The sequence below is a fragment of the Micromonospora sp. NPDC003776 genome (assembly GCF_053605645.1).
Window position 1 is genome coordinate 1 of record NZ_JBSGJR010000027.1, and the last position, 23,269, is coordinate 23,269.

The 23,269-nt window shown below is 71.9% G+C and carries 20 protein-coding genes; 14 read left to right on the plus strand and 6 right to left on the minus strand.

All coding sequences use genetic code 11. From position 1 onward, the window contains the following. Nucleotides 1–82 precede the first annotated feature (82 nt). A complete protein-coding gene (locus ACWEVO_RS04675; RefSeq protein ID WP_452306230.1) occupies nt 83–2,128 on the minus strand; it encodes a SpoIIE family protein phosphatase in 2,046 nt (681 codons plus the stop codon). Nucleotides 2,129–2,339: 211 nt separating this feature from the next. Between ACWEVO_RS04675 and ACWEVO_RS04680 the strand changes: the two genes are divergently transcribed. Both ACWEVO_RS04680 and ACWEVO_RS04685 read left to right on the plus strand, forming a co-directional pair. Beyond that, nucleotides 2,340–6,692 (plus strand): HAMP domain-containing protein, encoded by a 4,353-nt coding sequence (locus tag ACWEVO_RS04680; protein ID WP_452306206.1) that lies wholly within the window; start codon nt 2,340–2,342, stop codon nt 6,690–6,692. Further along, nucleotides 6,689–7,246, plus strand: a complete 558-nt coding sequence (locus tag ACWEVO_RS04685; protein ID WP_452306207.1) for a response regulator — start codon at nt 6,689–6,691, stop codon at nt 7,244–7,246. The genes ACWEVO_RS04680 and ACWEVO_RS04685 overlap by 4 nt, the downstream gene beginning before the upstream one ends. Before the next feature lie 3 nt (nt 7,247–7,249). Here the strand turns inward: ACWEVO_RS04685 and ACWEVO_RS04690 are convergent, their stop codons facing one another. Next, nucleotides 7,250–7,771 (minus strand): GbsR/MarR family transcriptional regulator, encoded by a 522-nt coding sequence (locus tag ACWEVO_RS04690; RefSeq protein ID WP_452306208.1) that lies wholly within the window; start codon nt 7,769–7,771, stop codon nt 7,250–7,252. A gap of 67 nt (nt 7,772–7,838) precedes the next feature. Here ACWEVO_RS04690 and ACWEVO_RS04695 point away from each other — a divergent pair, with 67 nt between their 5' ends. Continuing rightward, nucleotides 7,839–8,741 (plus strand): ABC transporter ATP-binding protein, encoded by a 903-nt coding sequence (locus tag ACWEVO_RS04695; RefSeq protein ID WP_452306209.1) that lies wholly within the window; start codon nt 7,839–7,841, stop codon nt 8,739–8,741. Then, nucleotides 8,738–10,330, plus strand: coding sequence for an ABC transporter permease (locus ACWEVO_RS04700; protein ID WP_452306210.1), 1,593 nt, complete (start codon nt 8,738–8,740; stop codon nt 10,328–10,330). The genes ACWEVO_RS04695 and ACWEVO_RS04700 overlap by 4 nt, the downstream gene beginning before the upstream one ends. Before the next feature lie 91 nt (nt 10,331–10,421). Here ACWEVO_RS04700 and ACWEVO_RS04705 read toward each other — a convergent pair whose 3' ends face one another. After that, the gene (locus ACWEVO_RS04705; protein WP_452306211.1) at nt 10,422–10,751 is read right to left on the minus strand and encodes an STAS domain-containing protein; all 330 of its coding nucleotides are present in this window, start codon (nt 10,749–10,751) and stop codon (nt 10,422–10,424) included. A gap of 151 nt (nt 10,752–10,902) precedes the next feature. Between ACWEVO_RS04705 and hemL the strand changes: the two genes are divergently transcribed. Genes hemL through ccsB form a run of 6 tightly spaced genes read left to right on the plus strand, consistent with a single transcriptional unit; the run spans nt 10,903 to nt 16,900 of the window. Continuing rightward, on the plus strand, nt 10,903–12,240 hold the full coding sequence (hemL, locus tag ACWEVO_RS04710) for a glutamate-1-semialdehyde 2,1-aminomutase (protein ID WP_452306212.1): 1,338 nt from the start codon (nt 10,903–10,905) through the stop codon (nt 12,238–12,240). Nucleotides 12,241–12,242: 2 nt separating this feature from the next. Next, nucleotides 12,243–12,890 (plus strand): histidine phosphatase family protein, encoded by a 648-nt coding sequence (locus ACWEVO_RS04715; protein WP_452306213.1) that lies wholly within the window; start codon nt 12,243–12,245, stop codon nt 12,888–12,890. After that, on the plus strand, nt 12,890–13,456 hold the full coding sequence (locus ACWEVO_RS04720; protein ID WP_452306214.1) for a TlpA family protein disulfide reductase: 567 nt from the start codon (nt 12,890–12,892) through the stop codon (nt 13,454–13,456). The genes ACWEVO_RS04715 and ACWEVO_RS04720 overlap by 1 nt, the downstream gene beginning before the upstream one ends. After that, nucleotides 13,456–14,295, plus strand: coding sequence for a cytochrome c biogenesis CcdA family protein (locus ACWEVO_RS04725; protein ID WP_452306215.1), 840 nt, complete (start codon nt 13,456–13,458; stop codon nt 14,293–14,295). The genes ACWEVO_RS04720 and ACWEVO_RS04725 overlap by 1 nt, the downstream gene beginning before the upstream one ends. After that, the gene (gene resB, locus ACWEVO_RS04730) at nt 14,295–15,914 is read left to right on the plus strand and encodes a cytochrome c biogenesis protein ResB (protein WP_452306216.1); all 1,620 of its coding nucleotides are present in this window, start codon (nt 14,295–14,297) and stop codon (nt 15,912–15,914) included. The genes ACWEVO_RS04725 and resB overlap by 1 nt, the downstream gene beginning before the upstream one ends. Continuing rightward, the gene (gene ccsB, locus ACWEVO_RS04735) at nt 15,914–16,900 is read left to right on the plus strand and encodes a c-type cytochrome biogenesis protein CcsB (RefSeq protein ID WP_452306217.1); all 987 of its coding nucleotides are present in this window, start codon (nt 15,914–15,916) and stop codon (nt 16,898–16,900) included. Before resB ends, ccsB begins: the two co-directional genes overlap by 1 nt. 54 nt (nt 16,901–16,954) lie before the next feature. Here the strand turns inward: ccsB and ACWEVO_RS04740 are convergent, their stop codons facing one another. Next, nucleotides 16,955–17,155, minus strand: coding sequence for a hypothetical protein (locus ACWEVO_RS04740; protein ID WP_452306218.1), 201 nt, complete (start codon nt 17,153–17,155; stop codon nt 16,955–16,957). A gap of 108 nt (nt 17,156–17,263) precedes the next feature. Here ACWEVO_RS04740 and ACWEVO_RS04745 point away from each other — a divergent pair, with 108 nt between their 5' ends. Continuing rightward, nucleotides 17,264–18,733 (plus strand): ATP-binding protein, encoded by a 1,470-nt coding sequence (locus tag ACWEVO_RS04745; protein ID WP_452306219.1) that lies wholly within the window; start codon nt 17,264–17,266, stop codon nt 18,731–18,733. Nucleotides 18,734–18,742: 9 nt separating this feature from the next. On the opposite strand, the gene ACWEVO_RS04750 is transcribed toward ACWEVO_RS04745, so the two are convergent. Next, a complete protein-coding gene (locus tag ACWEVO_RS04750; protein ID WP_452306220.1) occupies nt 18,743–19,213 on the minus strand; it encodes a MarR family winged helix-turn-helix transcriptional regulator in 471 nt (156 codons plus the stop codon). Nucleotides 19,214–19,276: 63 nt separating this feature from the next. Between ACWEVO_RS04750 and ACWEVO_RS04755 the strand changes: the two genes are divergently transcribed. Beyond that, a complete protein-coding gene (locus tag ACWEVO_RS04755; RefSeq protein WP_452306221.1) occupies nt 19,277–19,837 on the plus strand; it encodes a carboxymuconolactone decarboxylase family protein in 561 nt (186 codons plus the stop codon). 4 nt (nt 19,838–19,841) lie between these two features. Here the strand turns inward: ACWEVO_RS04755 and ACWEVO_RS04760 are convergent, their stop codons facing one another. Beyond that, entirely contained in the window at nt 19,842–20,714 is an 873-nt protein-coding gene (locus tag ACWEVO_RS04760; RefSeq protein ID WP_452306222.1) for an alpha/beta fold hydrolase, read from the minus strand. Between the two features lie 157 nt (nt 20,715–20,871). On the opposite strand from ACWEVO_RS04760, the gene ACWEVO_RS04765 reads away from it, so the two are divergent. Beyond that, entirely contained in the window at nt 20,872–22,332 is a 1,461-nt protein-coding gene (locus ACWEVO_RS04765) for a menaquinone biosynthesis decarboxylase (RefSeq protein WP_452306223.1), read from the plus strand. Further along, complete coding sequence (gene mqnP, locus ACWEVO_RS04770; protein WP_452306224.1) at nt 22,332–23,246, plus strand: menaquinone biosynthesis prenyltransferase MqnP; 915 nt, start codon at nt 22,332–22,334, stop codon at nt 23,244–23,246. The genes ACWEVO_RS04765 and mqnP overlap by 1 nt, the downstream gene beginning before the upstream one ends. Nucleotides 23,247–23,269: the final 23 nt, after the last annotated feature.

Here is a 23,269-nt window from a genome sequence, read left to right on the forward strand (position 1 = left end):
GCGTCAGTTTCGAGGCCGTGCCAGACGCAAACCCCTTGATCAACAGGTCGGGCGGTGGGCGGCCGGGCCCGGGGGTAGGGGGTTAGAGGGCGTCGTTGCGGAGGACGAGGACGGCGATGTCGTCGCGGGGGGGTTCGACCGAGAAGCCGATCGCGGTGGCACGGAGGCGGGCGGCCACCACGTCGGCGGAGTAGCCGGCGAGCGGGGCCGCCGACTCGCGCAGCCGGTCGGTGCCGAAGAGTTCCCGGCCGCGCCGCCGCTCGGTGACCCCGTCGGTGTAGAAGATGAGCGCGTCGCCCGGCCCGAGCGGGACCTCCGCCGTCGGCGTGGCGATCGAGTCGAGCAGGCCCAGCGCCGTGCCGCCGGTGCCGACGAAGCCGGCCCCGCCCCCACTGCGCAGCAGCACCGGACGGTCGTGCCCGGCCAGGTGCAGCGAGACGTCGAGCTGCCGGTCCTCACCCGGCCCGACCGCCGCCAGCGCGAGCGTGCAGTACCGGCCGCCACCCCGGTCGACCAGCGTCTCGTTCAGCCGGACCAGCACCTCCGGCAGCGGCTTGCCGTCGCCGACGAGCACCCGGATCACGTCCCGCACCAGGCCGGTCACCGCCGCCGCCTGCACGCCCTTGCCGGAGACGTCCCCGATGACCACCAGCCAGCGGCCGTCCGGGAGTGGCACCACGTCGTAGAAGTCGCCGCCGACCTCGGCCTCGTCCCCGGTCGGCACGTACTCGGCGGCGAAGCCGATGCCCTCGACGACCGGGAGCACCGGCGGCAGCAGCGACTTCTGCAGGGTCTGTGCCACCCGGCGCCGCTCGGCGTGGATCCGGGCGTTCTCGATGGCCAGCGCCGCGCGCCGGGCCACGTCCTCCAGCACCGAGACCTCGTCCGGGTCGTGCCGGTGCCGCTGGTGCCGGCCGACGGCGAGGGTGCCGAGCCGCTGCCCCCGCGCGATCAGCGGTACGGCGAAGCCCTCCATCGGCCCGCTCAGCGGCACCTGCGCCGCACTGCGGGACGCCTCGCGCAGCCGGGACTGGATCGAGTCCGGCCCGGTCTCCCGGAGCACCCGGTGCAGCTGCGGCAGCATCGCCTCGTCGGCGTGGCTGGCGGCGGCCAGCCGGAGCCGGCCCCACTCGTCGGTGGTGTGCACCGCGCACCACTGGCCCAGCCGGGGCACCACCAGCTGCGGGACGAGCGCCATGGTCAGCTCGACGTCGAGGGACTGGGCCAGCAGCTCACTCGCCTCGGCGAGGAAGGTCAGCCAGGCCGACCGGCGGATGTCCGCCCGGCGCAGCCGGTCGTTCTCCAGGTGCAGCGAGAGCCGCTCGGCCGCCAGCATGGCCAGCGGCCGGGCGTACGCGGAGGGGGCCGCATCCAGCTCCAGCTCACCGGCGTACGGGCGGTGCACGGCGAGCGGCACCCGGAGCAGGTCGCTGCCCTCCCGGGGCTGCCGGCCGTACCGGGCGAGCACCTGGGTGCCCTGCCCGTCGCCCCGGTCCAGCCGGACCACGCCGCCGGCCGCGCCCACCATCTCGGCGAGCCGGGTCAGCAGCTCGGCGCCGAACTCGGGCAGCGGATCGTCGGCGTACGGGTCGGGGTTGGTCTGCAGCAGCTCGCTCATCGCGGCGGCGCTCGGGGTGGTCTCCCCGGTGGCGTCCCCGCCGGCGAGCGGCGTACGGCGGTCGGCTCCGACCGGCCGGGCGGACGGCGTCGTGCCGGACCGGTCGAGGCGGAACCAGACCCCCTTCCCGGTGGGCAGGTAGGTGGTGCCCCACCGGCTGGCGAAGTGGTCGACCAGCAGCAGCCCACGCCCCCGCTCGGCCACCTCGGTGATCTCGGAGGCGTCGTTGCGTACGCCGACCACCAGCTCCTCGACGGGTCCCGAGGCGAAGTCGGTGACCGTCACGGTGAGTCCGGTGTCGTCCGCCTCGACCTCGATGTCCAGTTCGGTGCGGGCGTGTTCGACGGCGTTGGTGGCGAGTTCGGTGGTGAGCAGCAGCGCTTCGTTGGCCAGACCGGACAGCCCGGCCTCGATGAGCACGGACCGGACGAGCGCGCGGGCGGCGGCGGGCGTACGCCGGTCGGCGGGAAGCCGGACCCGGCGGACGTGCTCGTCCGGGCCGCCGTTCATCGGCGGCTTCTCCTCCGCTGGCACCTTCGTATCCTCCACCGCCGCCACCCCGGGTGCCAAGCGGTCCACCGATCGGCCGGACGGCCGGGGACGGGCCGGAACGGCGGCGTGGCGGTCGGTAGCAGGTCGTCGCCTCGACGTGACGCGGGCAGAATGATGGGATGGCCGCGTGTCGGCACGAGCCGGTGGGCCCCGAGCTGAGCGAGGAATGATGACCACGGCGAAACAGTCGGTAGCCGCGGACGACCACGAGGTGCTCCTCGGCGAGTTGGTGGAGGCGCTACGACGGGTACGTCGCGGCGACCTCCGGGTCCGGCTGCCCCGCAGGGCCGGCCTGGCCGGCGAGGTGGCCGACGCCTTCAACGACGTGGCGTCGCTCCAGGAGCGCCAGCACCTGGACCTGCGCCGGATCAGCCGGATCGTCGGCCGGGACGGCCGGCTCACCGAGCGTCTCGACGACGAGGGCCTGGACGGTTCGTGGGCGGAGGGGCAGCGGGCGGTCAACTCGCTGATCGACGACCTGGGGCGCCCCACCACGGAGATCGCCCGGGTGATCGTGGCGGTGGCGGACGGCGACCTGTCCCAGCACATGGCGCTGGAGATAGACGGTCGCCCGCTGCGCGGTGAGTACCTGCGCATCGGCCGCACCGTGAACACCATGGTCGACCAGCTCTCCTCCTTCGCCGACGAGGTGACCCGGGTGGCCCGTGAGGTGGGCACCGAGGGCAAGCTGGGCGGCCAGGCCGACGTACGCGGGGTGGCCGGCACCTGGAAGGACCTCACCGACTCGGTGAACACCATGGCGTCGAACCTCACCGGCCAGGTGCGGTCGATCTCGCAGGTGGCGACCGCGGTGGCCAAGGGCGACCTGTCGCAGAAGATCACTGTCGGGGCGCGCGGCGAGGTGGCCGAGCTGGCCGACACGATGAACTCGCTCACCGACACGCTGCGGCTCTTCGCCGAGCAGGTGACCCGGGTGGCCCGCGAGGTGGGCACCGAGGGCAACCTGGGCGGTCAGGCGGAGGTGCCGAACGTCGCGGGCACCTGGAAGGACCTGACCGACAGCGTCAACTCGATGGCGTCGAACCTGACCGCGCAGGTGCGGAACATCGCCCAGGTCTCGACCGCGGTTGCCCGGGGCGACCTCTCCCAGAAGATCACGGTGGCCGCGCAGGGTGAGATCCTGGAGCTGAAGGACACCGTGAACACGATGGTGGATCAGCTGTCGTCGTTCGCGGACGAGGTGACCCGGGTGGCCCGTGAGGTGGGCATCGAGGGCAAGCTCGGTGGTCAGGCCCAGGTACGCGGGGTCTCCGGCACCTGGCGCGACCTGACCGAGAACGTGAACCAGCTCGCCGGGAACCTGACCAGCCAGGTCCGCAACATCTCGCAGGTGTCGACGGCGGTGGCGAAGGGTGACCTGTCGCAGAAGATCACCGTGGATGCGCAGGGTGAGATCCTGGAGCTGAAGAACACCGTGAACACGATGGTGGATCAGCTGTCGTCGTTCGCGGACGAGGTGACCCGGGTGGCCCGTGAGGTGGGCACCGAGGGCAAGCTCGGCGGTCAGGCGCAGGTGAAGGGGGTCTCGGGCACCTGGCGCGACCTGACCGACAACGTGAACTCGATGGCCTCGAACCTGACCTCCCAGGTGCGGAACATCGCCTCGGTCACCACCGCGGTCGCGAAGGGCGACCTGAGCCAGAAGATCACGGTGGACGCCCGCGGCGAGATCCTGGAGCTGAAGTCCACGGTCAACACCATGGTGGATCAGCTGTCGTCGTTCGCGGACGAGGTGACCCGCGTGGCCCGCGAGGTGGGCACCGAGGGCAAGCTCGGCGGCCAGGCCCAGGTACGCGGCGTCGCCGGCACCTGGCGCGACCTCACCGACAACGTGAACTCGATGGCCTCCAACCTGACCAGCCAGGTGCGGAACATCGCCCAGGTGTCGACGGCGGTGGCGAAGGGTGACCTGTCGCAGAAGATCACCGTGGATGCGCAGGGCGAGATCCTGGAGCTGAAGAACACCGTGAACACGATGGTGGATCAGCTGTCGTCGTTCGCGGACGAGGTGACCCGGGTGGCCCGCGAGGTGGGTACCGAGGGCAAGCTCGGTGGTCAGGCGCAGGTGAAGGGGGTCTCGGGCACCTGGCGGGACCTCACCGACAACGTCAACTCGATGGCGTCGAACCTGACCGGTCAGGTGCGGAACATCGCCTCCGTGACCACCGCGGTCGCCAAGGGTGACCTGTCGCAGAAGATCACCGTGGATGCGCAGGGCGAGATCCTGGAGCTGAAGAACACCGTGAACACGATGGTGGATCAGCTGTCGTCGTTCGCCGACGAGGTGACCCGGGTGGCCCGCGAGGTGGGTACCGAGGGCAAGCTCGGTGGTCAGGCGCAGGTGAAGGGCGTCTCGGGCACCTGGCGGGACCTCACCGAGAACGTCAACCAGCTCGCCTCGACTCTGACCACCCAGCTGCGGGCCATCGCGCAGGTCTCCACCTCGGTGACCCGGGGCGACCTGACCCAGCGGATCGCGGTCAAGGCGCAGGGCGAGGTCGCCGAGCTGAAGGACAACATCAACCAGATGATCGTCACCCTCCGGGAGACGACCAAGAAGAACGCCGAGCAGGGCTGGCTGGACTCCAACCTGGCCCGGATCGGCGGCCTGCTCCAGGGCCAGCGGGACCTCGGCGAGGTCTGCCGCATGATCATGATGGAGGTGACCCCGCTGGTCGACGCGCAGCTCGGCGCGTTCTTCCTGGCGGACAGCTCCGAGGGGAGCATGCGGCTGCGACTCACGGCCTCCTACGGCTACGTGGCGCGTGGACATGACGTGACGTTCGGCCCGGGCGAGGGACTGGTCGGGCAGGCCGCGCTCTCCCGGCGGACCATCCGGGTCAGCACCCAGCCCGACCATCGCCTGGTGCTGCGCTCCGGGCTGGCCGAGACGCCCCCCGCCGACCTGGTCGTGCTCCCCGTGCTCTTCGAGGGAGAGCTGCTCGGGGTGATCGAGTTCGCCGGCGTGACCACCTTCTCCGAGCTGCACCTGTCGTTCCTGGAGCGGCTGGTCACCACGATCGGCATCGCGGTCAACACCATCCAGGCCAACCGGCGTACGGAGGAGCTGCTGGCCCAGTCGCAGCGGCTGGCGCACGAACTCCAGGAGCAGTCGGCGGAGCTCCAGCGGACCAACGCCGAGCTGGAGGACAAGGCCCGGCTGCTGTCGGAGCAGAAGACGAACATCGAGACGCAGAACCGGGAGATCGAGCTGGCCCGCCTCGGCCTGGAGGAGAAGGCGCAGCAGCTCACCCGGGCGTCGGCGTACAAGTCGGAGTTCCTGGCGAACATGAGCCACGAGCTGCGAACGCCGCTGAACTCGCTGCTGCTGCTGGCCCGGCTGCTGGCGGAGAACCCGGAGCACAACCTGAGCCCGAAGCAGATCGAGTTCGCCCGGACGATCCACAGCGCCGGCTCGGACCTGCTCTCGCTGATCGACGACATCCTCGACCTGTCCAAGATCGAGGCGGGCCGGATGGACGTGGAGCCGACCGAGGTCCACTTCTCCGAGATCCGCGGCTACGTCGAGCAGGCGTTCGCCCCGCAGGCCGAGGAGAAGGGCCTCGACTTCCAGGTGCGGATCAGCAAGGACCTGCCGGCGGCGCTGGTCACCGACGCCCAGCGGCTGCAGCAGATCCTGCGCAACCTGCTCTCCAACGCGGTGAAGTTCACCGACCACGGCGCGGTGACGCTGCGGATCGCCCCGGCCGCCGAGAACGCGGTCTTCGACGTGCCGGCGCTCACCAACGCCCGGCAGGTGATCGCGTTCACCGTGATCGACACCGGCATCGGCGTCTCGGACGACAAGCTCTCGCTGATCTTCGAGGCGTTCCAGCAGGCCGACGGCACCACCAGCCGGCGGTACGGCGGCACCGGGCTGGGCCTGTCGATCAGCCGGGACTTGGCCCGCCTGCTCGGCGGCACGATCACCGTGTCGTCGGCGCCGGAGCAGGGGTCGACCTTCACCCTCTTCGTACCGGACGTGCTGGCACCGGACGCGGTGGTCGCGCCGGCGCCGCCCTCGCCGCAGCGCGCGGGCCTGCCGTCGTCCCTGCTCATGCCCATGGAGCTGCCCCAGCCGCCGGAGACGCCGGCCACCCGGCGGCTGGAGGGGGTGACCGTCCTGATCGTCGACGACGACGTCCGGAACGTGTTCGCCCTGACCTCTGCGTTGGAACTCCATGGGATGACCGTGTTGTACTCGGACAACGGGGCGGACGGGGTCCGCCAACTGGCCGAGCATCCGGAGGTGGACATCGTGCTGATGGACGCGATGATGCCGGACCAGGACGGATACGAGACGACCCGGCAGATCCGCCGCAACCACCGCTTCGCGGACCTGCCGATCGTCTTCCTGACCGCGAAGGCGATGCCGGGTGACCGGGAGTCGGCGATCGCGGCCGGGGGCAGTGACTACATCACCAAGCCGGTGGACCTGGACGAGTTGATCGAGATGATGGCGTCCTGGATCGGCCGGAGCCGAGGCGAGGAGACTTCGTGACCCAGATGGCCAAGGCGCTGCTGGTGGACGACCGGCGGGAGAACCTGATGGCCCTGGAGGCCATCCTCCAGGGGCTTCCGGTGCAGTCGGTCGCCGTCGAGAGCGGTGAGGCGGCGCTGAAGCAGCTCCTGGTCGACGACTTCGCGGTGATCCTGCTGGACGCCCAGATGCCGGACATGGACGGCTTCGAGACCGCCACCCACATCAAGCGGCGCGAGCGCACCCGGCACGTACCGATCATCTTCCTCACCGCCGCGGACAAGGACGCCCAGCTCGCCCTGCGCGGCTACGCGGTCGGCGCGGTCGACTACCTGACCAAGCCGTTCGACCCGTGGGTGCTGCGGGCCAAGGTGTCGGTCTTCGTGGAGCTATGGGTGAAGACCCGGCAGCTCGCCGCCCAGTCCGACCTGGTGCGGGAGCGGGACGCGCAGTGGCGGGTGCTCACCGACGCGGTGGACGAGGCGACCACCGTGCTGCGCGCGGACGACAGCCCGGAGGCCCGGGACCGTGCGGTGGACATCCTGGAGCAGGCGCGCTGGGGCAATCTGGCCTGACGGTCAGCCTTCGGCCCGGCCGCCGTGCCCGGTCGCGGCCCGCCGGGCCCGCCACCGCTCGCCGAGGCCGTCGATCTCCTCCTGTACGAAGAGGAAGAAGTCCCGCATCTCGGCCACCCGCTCGCCGGCCGGCGTCGTCCGCCCGAGCAGCGCGTCGACCCCGCCGTTGGCGATGTCGATGAAGTTCTTGTAGAGGCCGGTCTTGGTGATGGTGGCCTCGTACCAGGCGTTGTCCGGCATCCGGTAGCGGTCCCGCCGGGAGCCCTTGACCGGCTCGCGGACCAGCATGGCGAACTGGGTCAGGTAGCGGACCGCGCCGGAGACCGCCGCGGCGCTCACCCCCAGCCGCTCGCCGATCTCGGCGGCGGTCAGCGGCTCGTCCGCGCTCATCACGGTGAACAGCACCCGGCCGGCCATCCGGGGGAAGCCGACTTCCGCGAACGCCATCGCCATCCGTTCGACGAAGAGGTGGACCTCTTCCTCGTCCCGGTGGGGCGGCTCGGTCATCGGCGTCGTCTCGCTCATCACACCTGATCGTCTCTCAGATCTCACTGTCTTCACAAGTTTATGAAACGAGCGTAGCTTCCGAAGTATGGAAACCCCTATTGAGGTGTCCGGCCTGGTGAAGACCTTCGGCCGGACCCGAGCGCTCGACGGACTCGACCTCACCGTGCGCGCGGGCGAGGTGCACGGGTTCCTCGGCCCGAACGGCTCGGGAAAGTCCACCACCATCCGGGTGCTGCTCGGCCTGCTGCGGGCGGACGCGGGGGCGGTCCGGCTGCTCGGCGGCGACCCCTGGCGCGACGCCGTCGCCCTGCACCGCCGGCTGGCGTACGTCCCCGGCGACGTCACCCTCTGGCCCACGCTCAGCGGGGGCGAGGTGATCGACCTGCTCGGCCGGATGCGCGGCGGGCTCGACCCGAAGCGCCGCGCCGAGCTGCTGGAGTCCTTCGAACTGGATCCGCGCAAGAAGGGCCGGGCCTACTCGAAGGGCAACCGGCAGAAGGTCGGCCTGGTCGCCGCGCTCGCCTCCGACGTCGAGCTGCTCATCCTCGACGAGCCGACCTCCGGGCTCGACCCGCTGATGGAGGAGGTCTTCCAGCACTGGGTGCACCGGGCCAAGCAGGACGGCCGCACGGTGCTGCTGTCCAGCCACATCCTGGCCGAGGTGGAGGCGCTCTGCGACCGGGTGACGATCATCCGTAACGGCCGCGCCGTGGAGTCCGGCACCCTCGGGGACCTGCGCCACCTGCACCGGACCTCGATCGACGCCGAGCTGGCCGCCCCGCTCGACGGGCTGGCCGACCTGCCCGGCGTGCACGACCTGCGGGTCGACGGGAACCGGGTGCGCTTCGACGTGGACGGCGCCGCGCTCGACACCGCCCTGCGCCGCCTCACCGAGCTGGGCGTACGCAGCCTGGTCAGCAAGCCGCCGACCCTTGAGGAGCTGTTCCTGCGGCACTACGAGACCGCCCCGGCCGAGGTGGCCCGATGACCACCCTGACCGGCACCCGCCACCTGGTCCGGCTGATCCTGCGCCGGGACCGCTTCCTGCTCCCGCTCTGGGTGCTGGTCCTCGCCGTCCTGCCGATGACGTACGCGAAGAGCTTCTTCGAGTTCTTCTCCACCGAGTCGGAGCGGGCGGCGTACGCCACCGGCACGGGCCGCAACCCGTCGATCGTCGCGCTGCTCGGCCCGCTGTACGGCGACAGCGTGGGCGCACTGACCGCCCAGCGCGCCGGCTTCCTGCTGGTGATCGTCGGGCTGGCCAGCCTGCTCACGGTGATCCGGCACACCCGTACCGAGGAGGAGGCCGGGCGCCGGGAACTGCTCGGCGGCTCGGTGCTGGGTCGGCACGCCGGACTGACCGCCGCGCTGCTCGTGACGTACGCGGCCGACCTGCTGCTGGGCCTGCTCAGCGCCGCCGGGCTGGTCGCCACCGGGTTGCCGGCCACCGGCTCGTACGCGTACGGCCTCGCCTCCGCGCTGACCGGCATCGTGTTCGCCACGGTCGGCGGGCTGGCCGCCCAGCTCACCGAGACGGCGGGCGGGGCGCGGGGCGTCGGGATCGCGGTCCTCGCCGCGTCCTTCGCGCTGCGCCTGGTCGGGGACACCGCGAGCAACGACTGGCCGAGCTGGCTCTCCCCGCTGGGCTGGGGGCCGCGGATCCGGGCGTACGAGGGGGAGCGCTGGTGGGTGGCGGCGCTGCCGGTGCTGGTGGCGGCGCTGGTCGCCGCGGCCGCGTACCCGCTGTCGGTGCGCCGCGACCTGGGCGGTGGCCTGCTGCCGCCCCGGCTCGGGCGGCCCACCGCCGGCTCGGCTCTCGCCGGGCCGTTCGGGCTGGCCTGGCGACTGCACCGGGGGCAGATCCTTTGGTGGTCCGTCGGCTTCGGGCTGCTCGGGCTGATCCTGGGCGGTGCCGCGAAGGCCGCCGGACGCTCGGTCGAGGGGAACCCGCAGCTGGAGGAGATCATGGCCAAGATCGGCGGGTCCGCCGGCCTCTCCGACGCCTACCTGGGGGCCACGCTCAGCCTGGCCGGGTGGGCCGCGGCCGGCTACGGCATCCAGGCCGCGCTGCGGATGCGCGCGGAGGAGTCCGCCGGCCGGACCGAGCCGCTGCTCGCCACCGAGACGCGCCGGTCCGCCTGGCTGCTGTCGCACGTGGTGTTCGCGCTGCTCGGACCGGTGGTGGTGCTCGCCGTGACCGGTCTGGCCACCGGCCTGACGTACGGCCTGAGCGTGCGGGACGTGCCGGGCGAGCTGCCCCGGATGCTCGGCGCGGCGCTGGCCCAGGTGCCGGCGGCCTGGGTGCTGGCCGGGTTGGCGGTGCTGCTCTACGGAATGCTGCCCCGGGTCGCGCCGGTGGCCTGGGGGGCGCTGGCGGTCTGCGTGCTGCTCGGTCAGATCGGCGCGGTGCTGAAGCTGAGCCAGTGGCTGCTGGACCTCTCCCCGTTCACCCACACCCCGCAGACCCTCGGCCCCACCTGGAGCGCCACCCCCCTCTGGACCCTCACCCTCCTGGCCCTCGCCCTGGCGGCGGCCGGCCTGACCACCTTCCACCGCCGCGACATCCCCACCGTCTAACCCCCCTGCCAGCCGGTTGATCAAGGGGTTTGCGTCCGGAATCGCCCCCGATCAGACGCAAACTCCTTGATCAACAAGGACGGGTGGGGGGTCAGGGGGTGCCGTTGCGGATCATCAGGGCGCTGCGGAGGCCGGTGATGTCCAGGACGCGGAGGAGGAAGTCGCCGACGTTGCTCAGCACCAGCAGGCTCTGGGCGTGGCTGGCCTTGCGGCTGAGCACCACCAGGGTGCCGAGGCCCTGGGAGTCGCAGAAGGTCACGCCGGCCAGGTCGAGCACGATGCGCGGCGGGGGATCGGCCAGCACCTCATTGACAACCGTCGACAGCTGGGCGGCCGTGAGCATGTCGATCTCACCGGCAAGGCGAAGCACGGCTTCGTCGCCCGTCCGGTGCACCGTGATGGACAGTTCGGCGCGATCCACCGCGTCAGCCTATCGCGATCTCGACCACCCGGCCCGGCGAGCCGGCGGCCCCCGGCGATCATGAGGGGGCCACGCGGGGCGTGAGCCGGGTAACCCGCGACGCGGGGTGGCTGCCGACCAGCCGCCCGGCGCTGACACAATGGGCGGCATCGTGACCGATACCTTTTCCGCCGGATCCGGCCGCTACCCGGCCGACGCGCCGGCCTCCGAGGCCCTGTTCGACCGCGCCAAGGCCATCGTGCCCGGCGGGGTGAACTCTCCCGTGCGCGCGTTCCGTGCCGTCGGCGGCACCCCGCGCTTCATGGTCCGGGGGGAGGGTCCCTGGCTCTTCGACGCCGACGGCCGGCGCTACGTCGACCTGGTCTGCTCCTGGGGGCCGCTGATCCTCGGGCACGCCCACCCCGAGGTGGTCGAGGCGCTGCGCGCCGCCGCCGCGCTGGGCACCAGCTTCGGCACCCCGACCCCGGGTGAGGTCGACCTGGCGGCGGAGATCGTCGCGCGTACCCCGGTCGAGCAGGTGCGCCTGGTCAACTCGGGCACCGAGGCGACAATGTCGGCGATCCGGCTGGCCCGGGGCTTCACCGGTCGGGCCAAGATCGTCAAGTTCTCCGGCTGCTACCACGGCCACTCGGACGCGCTGCTCGCCGCCGCCGGCTCCGGGGTGGCCACCTTCGGCCTGCCCGATTCGCCCGGCGTCACCGGGGCGGCCGCCGGGGACACCATCGTGCTGCCGTACAACGACCTCCGCGCGGTGGAGGAGGTGTTCGCCGCCGAGGGGCCGCACATCGCCGCGATCATCACCGAGGCGGCCGCCGGCAACATGGGCGTCATCGCTCCCCGGGAGGGCTTCAACCAACAGCTCGCCCGGATCGCCCACGCGCACGGGGCACTGCTCATCGTCGACGAGGTGATGACCGGGTTCCGGGTCTCCCGCGCCGGCTGGCACGGCCTCGACGCCTCGGACGCCGACCTGTGGACGTACGGGAAGGTCATGGGTGGCGGCCTGCCCGCCGCGGCGTTCGGCGGCCGGGCGGAGATCATGGCGAAGCTGGCTCCGGCCGGCCCGGTCTACCAGGCCGGCACCCTCTCCGGTAACCCGCTCGCCTGCGCCGCCGGCCTGGCCACGCTGCGGCTGGCCGACGACGCCCTCTACCGCCGGCTCGACGAGACGGCCGCCACGGTGGGCAAGCTCGCCGCCGACGCGCTGGCCGCCGCCGGGGTCCCGCACCGGCTGTCGTACGCGGGCAACATGTTCTCGATCTTCTTCACCGACGCCGACGTCGTTGACTACGACAGCGCCCGCACCCAGCAGGTGCCCGCGTTCAAGGCGTTCTTCCACGCGATGCTCGCCGCCGGCGTCTACCTGCCGCCGAGCGCGTTCGAGTCGTGGTTCGTGTCGGCGGCGATCGATGACGCCGCCCTGGAGCAGATCGCCGCCGCCCTGCCGGGCGCGGCGACGGCGGCGGCAGCGGCGGTACACGGGGGGTAGTGGTGAGCGAGACGGTGGTCCACGTGCTGCGGCACGGCGAGGTCTACAACCCGGACGGCATCCTCTACGGCCGGCTGCCCGGTTTCCGCCTCTCCGAGCTGGGCGTCCAGATGGCCAAGGCCGCCGCTCAGGCGCTCGCCGAGCGGACCGTGGTGCACGTGGTGGCCAGCCCGCTGGAGCGCGCCCAGCAGACCGCCGAGCCGATCGCCGCCCAGTTCGGGCTCCCGGTCGGGGTGGACGAGCGGCTGATCGAGAGCGCCAACTGGTTCGAGGGCAAGAAGGTCTCCCCGGGCGACGGCTCGTTCCGCGACCCGCGCAACTGGTGGGTGCTGCGCGACCCGGTCACCCCGTCCTGGGGCGAGGCGTACCAGGCGATCGCCGAGCGGATGTTCGCCGCGCTGCAGGCCGCCCGGGTGGCCGCCGAGGGGCGCGAGGCCGTCCTCGTCTCCCACCAGCTCCCGATCTGGACCCTGCGCCGGCACGTCGAGCGCAAGCGCCTCTGGCACGACCCGCGCAAGCGGCAGTGCGGCCTGGCCAGCCTCACCTCGTTCCACTTCGACGGCGCCAAGATCGTCGGCATCGGATACTCCGAGCCGGCCGCTCACCTGATCGCGATCTCGCCGACCGCCCGGACGGCCAAGGGGGCCTGATGCTCACCCGGAGGCTCGTCGCCGTCCTGCTCTGCGCCGTCACCGCCGGAACGGCGCTGGTCGGCTGCTCCTCCGGCAGCCAGGAGAGCCGCTGCGCGGACCGGAACGGCATCATCGAGTGCGCTCCGGACCAGCGGTCGAAGGCCCCTACCCTCGCCGGTGACCTGCTCACCGGCGGCCGGTACGACGTCGCCCAGGACCGGGGCAAGGTCGTGGTGGTCAACTTCTGGGGTTCCTGGTGCGCGCCCTGCCGCGCCGAGGCGGACGACCTGGAGGCCACCTACCAGGCGACCCGGGCGTCCGGGGTAACCTTCCTCGGCGTCAACGTGCAGGACAGCAAGGACAAGGCGCTCGCCTTCGAGGAGGGCCGGGTCACCTACCCGAGCCTCTTCGACCCGGCGAGCCGGCTGGCGCTGGCCCTGGACATCCCGCCGAACACCATCCCGGCCACGGTCGTGCTCGACCGCGAGGGCCGGATCGCCACGGTGGTCCGGGCCGCGGTGACCCAGGAGGGGCTGCGCCCGATCGTCGAGAAGATCGCCGCCGAAGAGTCGGCGTCCCGCTGATGGGCGAGACCTTCCGCCAGGTCGCCGAGTCCGGGCCGCTGCTGCTCGCGATCGGCGCCGCGGCGCTCGCCGGGCTGGTCAGCTTCCTCTCCCCGTGCGTCCTTCCCCTCATGCCCGGCTACCTGTCCTACGTCACCGGCCTCGCCGGCACCGACCTCGAGGGCCGGTCCCGGACGCCGGCGCCGCCCGCCGCGGACCCCACGCCGGGCGCCGGGGGCGTGGCCGTCGCGGCCCCGCCGGCGGCCCGGTCGGTGACCGCGGTCAAGGCCCGGGTGCTGGCCGGCACGCTGCTCTTCATCGCCGGTTTCACCGCCGTCTTCGTCGCCACCGCGATCCTCTTCTCCAGCATCGGCAAGGTCTTCTTCGAGCACGAGCGGGTGCTGGAGATCGTCATCGGCGCGCTGGTGGTCGTGCTCGGGCTCGGCTACCTGGGCGTGATCCCCGGGCTGCAGCGCGAGTTCCGGATCCAGCGGCTGCCCGCCGCCGGGCTGCTCGGCGCCCCGGTTCTGGGCGTGGTCTTCGCACTGAGTTGGGTGCCCTGCACCGGCCCGACGCTCAGCGCGGTGCTCGGCATGGCGGCGGTGGAGGGCAAGACCGACCGCGCGGTGCTGCTCGCCGTGGCGTACTGCCTCGGGCTGGGGGTACCGTTCGTCGTCTTCGGGCTGGGCTTCCACCGCCTGCTCGGGGTGTTCCGCGCCGTCCGGCGCAACAGCCGCTGGGTCACCCGGATCGGCGGCGTGCTGCTGATCCTGATCGGCCTGGCGCTGGTCACCGGCGGCTGGCAGAACTTCGTGATCTGGCTGCAGACGCACGTGGGCACGGGCGAGGTGAGCATCTGATGACGACCGTGGACGACCGGCCGGCCAGCCCGCCGGCCGAGGCGCCCCGGCGACGGGTCAACCCGGTGCTGGCCCTGCTGCGCAACTCCTGGCGGCAGCTGACCAGCATGCGTACCGCCTTGATCCTGCTCTTCCTGCTCGCGGTCGCCGCCATCCCCGGTTCCGTGCTGCCGCAGCGCGGGGTCAACCCGGAGAAGGTCAACCAGTGGTTCACCGACCACCCCGACCTGGCGCCCCGGCTCGACCAGCTGGGCATGTTCGAGGTCTTCGGCTCGGTCTGGTTCTCCGCGATCTACCTGCTGCTCTTCACCTCGCTGGTCGGCTGCATCCTGCCCCGGGCGCGCGACCACGTCCGGGCGCTGCGGATGAAGCCACCGGCCGCGCCCAAGCGGCTCGACCGGCTGCCGCAGCACGCGGTGCTGGAGGCGCCGGCCGCCGCCGACGCCGAGGCCATCGCGGCGGTGCTGCGCCGCCGCCGCTGGCGGGTGACGGTCCGCGGCGACGAGGTCTCCGCCGAGAAGGGCTACCTCAAGGAGACCGGCAACCTGCTCTTCCACGTCTCGCTGGTCGCCGTCCTGCTCGGGGTCGCGGTGGGCTCCTGGTACGGCTGGCACGGCAACCGGATCCTGGTCTCGGGCGACGAGAACGCCTTCTGCAACACCCGCCAGCAGTACGCGGAGGCGACCCTCGGCCCCCGGGTGGACAGCGCCGACCTGCCGCCGTTCTGCCTCACCCTCGAGAAGTTCGAGGCGAAGTACCTCCCCTCCGGTCAGGCGTCGCACTACTGGGCCACGGTGAACGTGGACCAGCCGGGCGGGCCGACCCGGACGGCCGGCTTCTCGGTCAACTCGCCGCTGCGGCTCGGCTCGGCCAACGTCTACCTGCTGGGCAACGGCTACGCCCCGATCCTCAAGTACACCGACCGGTACGGCCGCAGCCAGACCAGCACCGCGCCGTTCCTGCGGACCGGCGACCCGAACGCGACCGAGGAGGGTGTCGCCGCCTTCCCGGACGCGAACGTCGACCCGAAGACCGGCAAGCGCGCTCCCGACCAGCAGGTCGCCTTCGAGGGCCTCTACCTCCCCACCGCCCCGGACAAGCCGCCGTTCGTCTCCTCCCACTTCCCGGAGGAGCGCAACCCGGCGGTGGTGCTGGTCGCCTACCGGGGCAACCTCGGGCTGGACGCCGGGATCCCCGGATCGGTCTACAAGCTCGACCAGCGGCAGATCGCCAACGGCAAGCTGAAGCAGATCGACGACAAGAAGCTGGGCCTCGGCGAGAAGTGGACCCTGGACGACGGCAGCACGCTGGAGTTCGTCGGCACCAAGCCGTACATCACCATCGCGGTCCGGTACGCCCCCGGACAGACCCTGCTGCTGGTCGCCAGCGGGACGCTGCTGCTCGGCCTGATGGGTTCGCTCTTCGCCCGGCGGCGCCGGGTCTGGTTCCGGGTTTCGCCCCCCGACGCCGGATCTCCGACGAGCGGTAGTAGCTTGGTGGAGGCCGGTGGGCTGCCGCGCACCGAGCATCCGGGTTTCGCCGACGAGTTCGCGCAGCTCGTCGCCGCGGTCAGCGACGACGGGCGGGACGACCGGCGGGCGCGAGAAGGAGACGAGTGATGTCCGCACTCTCCGACCAGCTGGTCACGTACGCGATCCTGGCGTACCTGGTCGCCATGATCAGCCACGCCGTCGAGTACGCGCTCGGCAATGCCCGCGCGGTGTCGACGAAGGTCGCCGCCGCCCCCGCCCGGGAGCTGGTCGGCGCGGGCGTCGGCGGGGCCGGCGGCACCGTCGAGGAGCCGGTGGCCGTACCGGCCGAGACCCGGACCGGCCGCTCTGGCGCCCGGGCCGCGGTGGCCGGCAGGATCGCCGCCTGGGTGACGGTGCTCGCCGCCGCGCTGCACCTGGGCGCGGTGGTCACCCGGGGCATCGCCGCCGAGCGGATGCCCTGGGGCAACATGTACGAGTTCGTGCTGACGGTCACCTTCATCGGGGTCGCCGCCTGGCTCGTGGTGCTCTGGAAGCAGCCGCAGCTGCGCCGGCTGGGGCTGTTCCTGACCCTGGTCATGGTGCTGCTGCTGGCGTTCGCCGAGCTGAAGCTCTATGTGCAGGTCACGCCGCTGATGCCGGCGCTCCAGTCGTACTGGTTCATCATCCACGTGTCGACGATCATCTTCGCCTCCGGCATCTTCCTGCTGGGCGTGGTGCCGGCCGCGTCGTACCTGATGCGGTCCGGCTGGGAGCAGGGCAAGCGCAGCTTCCCGTACACCCTGGCCCGCCGGCTGCCGGCCGCGGCCGGCCTGGAGCGGCTGACCTTCACGCTGCACGCCTTCGCGTTCCCGATCTTCACCTTCGCGGTGATCGCCGGGGCGATCTGGGCCGAGGCCGCCTGGGGTCGGGCCTGGGGCTGGGACCCGAAGGAGACCTGGGCCTTCATCTCCTGGGTGGTCTACGCCGGCTATCTGCACGCCCGGGCCACCCCGAGCATCAAGCGCAACGTGGCCACCTGGATCTCCATCCTGGGCTTCCTGACCATGCTGATGAACCTCTTCGGGGTCAACTTCTTCTTCACCGGCCTGCACTCGTACGCCGGCGTCAACTGACCCGCGCCGCGCCGACCGCCGGGAGCCCGCTGGGCCCTCGGCGGTCGCGCCGTCTCAGCGGGCCGGTCGTCTGCTGCTCAGCACCCCGTCGACCCGCAGGGTGATCTGGTAGGCCACCTCGGGCAGGTCGGCCAGGTCGAGCCGGTCGGCCCGGAGGGCGAACTGGGCGTGCAGCTCCCGGGCCACGGCGTCCCGGATCTCCGCCTGGAGCGGGGTCAGGCCGTCCGGGTCGCCCACCACGTACGCGTCGTCCATGCGCCCATCGTGGCGCGCCGGGGGCAATGCTGTCAGCGACGCAAAATGTAGGACTACACTTCTAAGAAATGTAGTTCTACGAATTGCGGGGACAGCGTGGCCCTAGCGGTGAAGCCCGCCGAGATCTTCGATCGGGACGTGGAGTGGGGGGAACTCGCCCGATTCGTCGCCGATGATCGGCCGGGCGCCACGCTCGGTGTGGTCAGCGGCCGCCGGCGCCAAGGCAAGACGCTGCTGCTCTACGAGCTTGCCCGGTCCGGTGGGGGCTTCTACTTCGGTGCCACGGAGGCGACGTCGACCGAGTCGCTCCGCCGGCTGGGCGAGGCGCTGGGGATTTACGCAGGGTCGCCGGGCCCGGTGCACCTGGCCGACTGGGGTGCCGCCGTCGACGCCCTGCTCGCGCTCGGGCGCGACCGTCCGGAGACCGTCGTCCTCGATGAGTTTCCGTACCTGGTGCGTGCCGCGCGTGATCTTCCCTCGATCATCCAGCACGCGCTCACCCCGGGCCGGCCGCAGCGAACCGAGTCCCGGACGCGCCTGCTCCTGTGCGGATCGGCGCTGTCCTTCATGGGTGGCCTGCTCGCCGGATCGGCCCCGCTGCGCGGACGAGCCGGGTTGGAGTTGCCGGTGCAGCCGCTGGACTACCGGGCGGCCGCCGCGTTCTGGGGGCTCACAGACCCCCTGCTGGCGGTCCGGGTGTTCGCCATCGTGGGCGGCACGCCCGCCTACCGACGGGAGTACGTCCAGGACGACGCGCCGGCCGGCCCGGAGGACTTCGACGACTGGGTGGTGCGGGCCGTGCTCAATCCCGCCCGTCCCCTGTTCAGGGAGGCCCGCTACCTGCTGGCCGAGGACCCGGACCTCCGGGACACGGCGCTGTACCACTCGGTGCTCGCGGCGGTCGCGGACGGCAATGCCAGCCGAGGTGGCATCGCGGGCTACATCGGGCGGAAAGCCAACGACCTTCAGCATCCACTGACCGTGCTGGAGGACGCCGGATTGCTCGCGCGCGAGCCGGATCCGTTCCGGAGCGGCCGCAGCAGCTACCGGATCACCGAACCACTGATCACGTTCTACCAGGCCATCATGCGACCGGCCTGGACCGCGCTCGAGCAGCGTCGCGGGGCCGACGTCTGGCGCCGCTCGCAGCGCCGGTACGCCAGCGCGGTCCTCGGCCCCCGCTTCGAGGAAATCGTGCGCCAGTGGTCCCTGCGCTTCGCCGATCCCGATCTGCTGGGCGGGCTCGTCGCGGAGGCGAGTGCCGCCACGGTGACCGATCCGGGCAGCCGGAAGAGTCATGAACTCGACCTGGTCGCCCTCGGCGAGCCGCCGCTGGGGGACGGCCCGCGCCCGTTGCTGGCGATCGGCGAAGTCAAGTGGGGCCGGCGGCTTGGCCTCGCCGACCTGGAACGGTTGGAGCGAATCAGGGAACTCCTGATCGTGCGCCCGGGGTTCGACACGGCGGCCACCCGCCTGGTGTTGGCAAGTGGCCAGGGCTTCGTCGACGACCTCGTCCGAGCGGCGTCGGCACGGCCGGATGTCGTCCTGCTGGATCCTGCCCGCCTCTACCACGACTGAGGTGCCCGGTCACCCGCTGAACCAGCCCGGTACGTCGAGGCGGAAGACGTCGGCCGGGACCATCCGGCGCAGGTCGTCCTCGATCGCCGCGACCCGGCCGGCGCCGAGGGTGGCCGCCCAGCGGTCCCGGAGCTGATCGAAGACGATCGCGGAGCGGCGCAGCCCGTCGCGGCCCTTCGCCGTCATCTGGACCAGCTTGCGGCGGGCGTCGGCGGGGTCGTCGACGCGTTCGAGGTAGCCGAGCGCGACCAGCCGGTCGACGGTCTTGCCGGCCGCCTGCTTGGAGACGCCGAGGCGCTGGCCGAGGTCGGACGCCGTGGTGCCGGACGGGCCGACGGCCTGGAGGACGAAGCCGTGGGCCGGGCGCAGCTCGGGGTGGCCCTGCCGGGCGAGTTCGGCGTGCAGGTCGTCGATGAGCGTCCGGAAGCCGGCGAGCAGCAGCAGCGGCAGCGCGAAGCCGGGACGGTCACGCGTTGCCATATTCGACAACCTCGTTTACTATTTCATCAACCACGTTGACTATCTTACGTGAGGGGTTCCGTCGTGTCCCGACCGGTCTTCACCGTCCACACCGCCGACACCGCATCCGCCGCCGGGCGTCAGATCATGGCCGCCGTCCAGCGCAAGCAGGGCCATCTCCCGGCCGCCGTCGCCCTGCTGGCCGAGTCGCCGGAGCTGCTCAAGGGCTTCCTCGGCGCCATCGCCGTCTTCGACTCCACCGACCTCGACCCGGTTGCCCGCGAGGTGGTGGTGCTCACCGTCGCCACCCGCAACGAGTGCCACCTCTGCGTGGCCATGCACACCGCCAGCCTGACGGGGCTCGGCGGGGCGCCCGAGTTGATCTCCGCGCTGCGCGCCGGCACCGCGCTGCCCGAGCCGCGCCTGGAGGCGCTACGCCGGTTCACCCTGGCCGTCCTCGACCACCGGGGCGCCGTCCCCGACGACGAACTGGACGCCTTCCTCGCCGCCGGTTGGCGGCGCCGGCACGCGCTGGACGTGGTGCTCGGCGTCGGGGCGTACACCATCTCGACCTTCGCCAACCGGCTCGTCGACGCCCCGCTCGACCCCCCGCTGGCCGCGTACGCTTGGGAGCCGGCCGCCTGAGCGGTCAGTCGGACAGGAAACGCCGCAGCAGGGCGAGCAGTTCGTCCGGGCGCTCCTCGAACAGCCAGTGGCCGGAGTCCTCGACCACCTCGCCGGTGACGGTGTCGGCGTACCGGCGTACCTGATCGGCCACCTGGGGGCCGAGGCTGGCCCGGGCGCCGACGGCGAGCACCGGCATGGCGAGCTTGGTCGACCGGTACGCCGCGTTGTCGGCGATGTCCTGCCCGAAGGCCCGGAAGTAGCCGAAGCTGGCCCGCAGGTGCGCCGCGTCGCGTAGGTGCCCGGCGTACTCCTCGATGTCGTCCGGGCCGAGGCTGCCTTTGTTGACCATGATCGAGTCGGTGAAGCGGTCCACCCAGACCGCCTCCCGGCCGGCGACGAGCTGCTCCGGCAGGCCGTTGGGGACAGTGAAGAAGCCGAAGTTCCACACCGCCGGGCCGGCGGCGGTCAGCGCCGGGAACGTGTAGATGCTCTCGTCGGGGATCGGGGCCTCGGTGAGGACCAGCCGCACGACCTGATCCGGATGGGCGGCCGCGTAGGCGTACGCGACCATGGTGCCCACGTCGTGGCCGACCAGCCGGATCTCCCCGGTCAGGCCGAGCACGGTGAGCAGCCCGTGCAGGTCGGCGGCGACCGTCTTCTTGTCGTAGCCGCCGGGCGGGGCGTCGCTGCCGCCGAAGCCGCGCAGATCGGGCGCGACCACCTCGTACGACTCGGCCAGTCGGGGCAGCACGTGCCGCCACATGCGCCAGCACTGGGGATAGCCGTGCAGCAGCATCAGCGTGGGCCCTCGGCCGCCGCGGACGTAGTTGAGTGTGACGTCGCCGACCTGTGCCCGCTGCTCGGTGAACCCAGCTGGAACCCGTCCGTTCCCCATACGTCGCCCCCCGCGCCCGTCTACCCGGCCGGTGCCCGTCCATGCGGCCGGCGGTCGACAGGGGCACTGCGCCACCGGAGGCGTTGAGGAGCGCGCTTCCTTACATCACACGACCCGGCGTGGGCGGGGCGGCAGGCGGTGCGGGAGACTGGCGGGCATGGCGGCTCGTGGTTTCCCGTACACCGATCTCAAGGACTTCCTCGCCGCCCTCGAGCGCGCGGGGGAGCTGCGGCGGGTGAGTGTCCCGGTCGACCCCACGCTGGAGATCAGCGAGGTGGTCACCCGGACCGTCCGCGACGGCGGCCCGGCCCTGCTCTTCGAGCGGCCCACCCGGGGCGAGCTGCCGGTGGCGATCAACCTGTTCGGCACCGAGAAGCGGATGGCCATGGCGCTCGGCGTCGAGACCCTCGACGAGATCGGCGAGCGGATCGGTGCGATGATCAAGCCGGAGCTGCCGGTCGGCTGGTCCGGCATCCGCGACGGCCTGGGCAAGGTCATGCAGCTCAAGTCGCTGCCGCCGCGCAAGGTCAAGACCGCCCCCTGCCAGCAGGTGGTGTACAAGGGGGACGACGTCGACCTCAACCGGCTGCCCGGCCTGCAGGTCTGGCCCGGCGACGGCGGGATCTTCCACAACTACGGGCTGACCCACACCAAGCACCCGGAGACCGGCAAGCGCAACCTCGGGCTCTACCGGCTCCAGCAGCACAGCCGGAACACGCTGGGCATGCACTGGCAGATCCACAAGGACTCCACCGCCCACCACGCCGTCGCCGAACGGCTCGGCCAGCGCCTGCCGGTGGCCATCGCCATCGGCTGCGACCCGGTGGTCTCGTACGCGGCGACCGCGCCGCTGCCCAGCGACATCGACGAATACCTGTTCGCCGGCTTCCTGCGCGGTGAGCGGGTGGAGATGGTCGACTGCCTGACCGTGCCGCTGCAGGTCCCGGCGCACGCCCAGATCGTGCTGGAGGGCTACCTGGAGCCCGGCGAGCGGCTGCCCGAGGGGCCGTTCGGCGACCACACCGGCTTCTACACCCCGGTCGAGCCGTTCCCGGTGCTGCACGTCGAGACGATGACCATGCAGCGCGACGCGGTCTACCACTCGATCATCACGTCCAAGCCGCCGCAGGAGGACCACGGCCTCGGCAAGGCCACCGAGCGGATCTTCCTGCCGCTGCTCAAGATGATGATCCCGGACATCGTCGACTACGACCTGCCGGCCGCCGGGGTCTTCCACAACTGCGCGATCGTCGCCATCCGCAAGCGCTACCCGAAGCACGCCCAGAAGGTGATGAACGCGATCTGGGGCGCCCACCTGATGTCGCTGACCAAGCTGATCGTGATCGTCGACGAGGACTGCGACGTGCACGACTACAACGAGGTCGCGTTCCGCGCCTTCGGCAACGTCGACTACGCCCGGGACCTACTGGTCACCGAGGGGCCGGTCGACCACCTGGACCACTCCTCCTACCAGCAGTTCTGGGGCGGCAAGGCGGGCATCGACGCGACCCGGAAGCTGCCCACCGAGGGCTACACCCGGGGCTGGCCGGAGGAGATGACCATGTCGCCCGAGGTGGTCTCGCTGGTCGACAAGCGCTGGAAGGAGTACGGCATCTGATGGCCACCGTCGCCGAGGTCCCGGTGGAACGCCCGGGCCGGGTCAAGTCCTTCCTCAAGCTGGTCACGATCGAACACTCGGTCTTCGCGCTGCCGTTCGCGTACCTGTCCGCGCTGACCGCGATGCAGGTCGACGGCGGGCGGGTCCGCTGGCTCGACCTCCTGCTGATCACCGTGGCGATGGTCGGGGCGCGGACCTTCGCGATGGCCGCCAACCGGATCCTCGATCGGCGGATCGACGCGCGGAACCCGCGTACCGCCAACCGGGAGCTGGTCACCGGGGCGGTGAGCGTGCGGACGGCGTGGACCGGCGCGGCCGTCGCGCTGGTGGTCTTCCTGGCCGCCGCCGCCCTGCTCAACCCGCTCTGCCTGGTGCTCGCCCCGCTCGCCGTGGTCCCGCTGGTCGTCTACCCGTACGGCAAGCGGTTCACCAACTGGCCGCACGCCATCCTGGCGATCGCCCAGGCGGTCGGCCCGGTCGGCGCCTGGCTCGCGGTCACCGGCACGCTCGACGGCTCCTGGCCAGCCTGGCTGCTCGGCGCCGCCGTCGGCCTGTGGATCGGCGGCTTCGACCTGATCTACGCCTGCCAGGACTCGGAGATCGACCGGGAGATCGGGGTGCACAGCGTCCCGGCCCGCTACGGTCGGCGGTTCGCGCTGCACGCCTCCACGGTGGCGCACGTGGTCACCTTCGCGCTGTTCATCTGGTTCGGCGCGCTGGTCGGCTTCGGCTGGCTGTGGTGGATCGGGCTGGCGCTCACCGCGCTCGCCTTCGGTTACCAGCACCTGGTGGTCAGCCCCACCGACCTCAGCAAGGTCAACCGGGCGTTCTTCACCGCCAACGGCTTCGTCGGCATCGCGCTGTTCGTCTTCGCCCTGCTCGACCTGGTGGTCCGCCTCGGCCTGCGCCCCTGAGGCGGGCGCCGGCGCGAGCCCGG

What these genes read in the sequence shown, in the direction of transcription:
- ACWEVO_RS04675 (WP_452306230.1), bottom strand. Translation starts at nt 2,128, where the DNA reads ATGAACGGCGGCCCGGACGAGCACGTCCGCCGGGTCCGGCTTCCCGCC.
- ACWEVO_RS04695 (WP_452306209.1), top strand. Translation starts at nt 7,839, where the DNA reads ATGGAAACCCCTATTGAGGTGTCCGGCCTGGTGAAGACCTTCGGCCGG.
- ACWEVO_RS04720 (WP_452306214.1), top strand. Translation starts at nt 12,890, where the DNA reads ATGCTCACCCGGAGGCTCGTCGCCGTCCTGCTCTGCGCCGTCACCGCC.
- ACWEVO_RS04740 (WP_452306218.1), bottom strand. Translation starts at nt 17,155, where the DNA reads ATGGACGACGCGTACGTGGTGGGCGACCCGGACGGCCTGACCCCGCTC.
- ACWEVO_RS04765 (WP_452306223.1), top strand. Translation starts at nt 20,872, where the DNA reads ATGGCGGCTCGTGGTTTCCCGTACACCGATCTCAAGGACTTCCTCGCC.
- resB (WP_452306216.1), top strand. Translation starts at nt 14,295, where the DNA reads ATGACGACCGTGGACGACCGGCCGGCCAGCCCGCCGGCCGAGGCGCCC.
- ACWEVO_RS04760 (WP_452306222.1), bottom strand. Translation starts at nt 20,714, where the DNA reads ATGGGGAACGGACGGGTTCCAGCTGGGTTCACCGAGCAGCGGGCACAG.
- mqnP (WP_452306224.1), top strand. Translation starts at nt 22,332, where the DNA reads ATGGCCACCGTCGCCGAGGTCCCGGTGGAACGCCCGGGCCGGGTCAAG.
- ccsB (WP_452306217.1), top strand. Translation starts at nt 15,914, where the DNA reads ATGTCCGCACTCTCCGACCAGCTGGTCACGTACGCGATCCTGGCGTAC.
- ACWEVO_RS04700 (WP_452306210.1), top strand. Translation starts at nt 8,738, where the DNA reads ATGACCACCCTGACCGGCACCCGCCACCTGGTCCGGCTGATCCTGCGC.
- ACWEVO_RS04690 (WP_452306208.1), bottom strand. Translation starts at nt 7,771, where the DNA reads ATGAGCGAGACGACGCCGATGACCGAGCCGCCCCACCGGGACGAGGAA.
- ACWEVO_RS04725 (WP_452306215.1), top strand. Translation starts at nt 13,456, where the DNA reads ATGGGCGAGACCTTCCGCCAGGTCGCCGAGTCCGGGCCGCTGCTGCTC.
- ACWEVO_RS04750 (WP_452306220.1), bottom strand. Translation starts at nt 19,213, where the DNA reads ATGGCAACGCGTGACCGTCCCGGCTTCGCGCTGCCGCTGCTGCTGCTC.
- ACWEVO_RS04680 (WP_452306206.1), top strand. Translation starts at nt 2,340, where the DNA reads ATGACCACGGCGAAACAGTCGGTAGCCGCGGACGACCACGAGGTGCTC.